This window comes from Alcanivorax sp. HI0083 (genome assembly GCF_001635175.1).
Map to the genome: position 1 here is coordinate 1 of NZ_LWFX01001659.1, position 413 is coordinate 413.

Sequence of the window (413 nt, forward strand, 5' to 3'; positions counted from 1 at the left end):
GCACGGCGATTAATCTGATGTTTCGTTATGTGGACCGCCCGGAACTACTGGATACGTTGAGCCAACTGGCCCGCGAGGAGCTGCTGCATTTTGAGCAGGTGGTACAGCTGATGCGTCAGCGTGACGTCACCTACGACCACATGACGCCGGCGCGCTATGCCAAGGGGATGCGTCAGCATATCCGCACCTCTGAGCCGGGGCGCCTGGTGGACACCATGATTGTGGGGGCGCTAATCGAGGCGCGTAGCTGTGAGCGTTTTGCCGCTCTGGCGCCCCATGTGGATGCGGAGTTGGGGCGCTATTACCGCTATTTATTGAAAAGCGAGTCGCGCCACTTTGAGGATTATCTGAAACTGGCCGAGCAATATGCCCAGGGGCCGATTACGGAACGGGTGGATTTTTTCAAGGCGGTA

General features: G+C 57.9%; 1 protein-coding gene. It reads left to right on the top strand.

What is annotated here, in order from left to right; genetic code table 11:
• The coding region (locus A3754_RS24370; RefSeq protein ID WP_063521585.1) for a tRNA-(ms[2]io[6]A)-hydroxylase at positions 1-413 on the top strand (413 nt) is incomplete at both ends.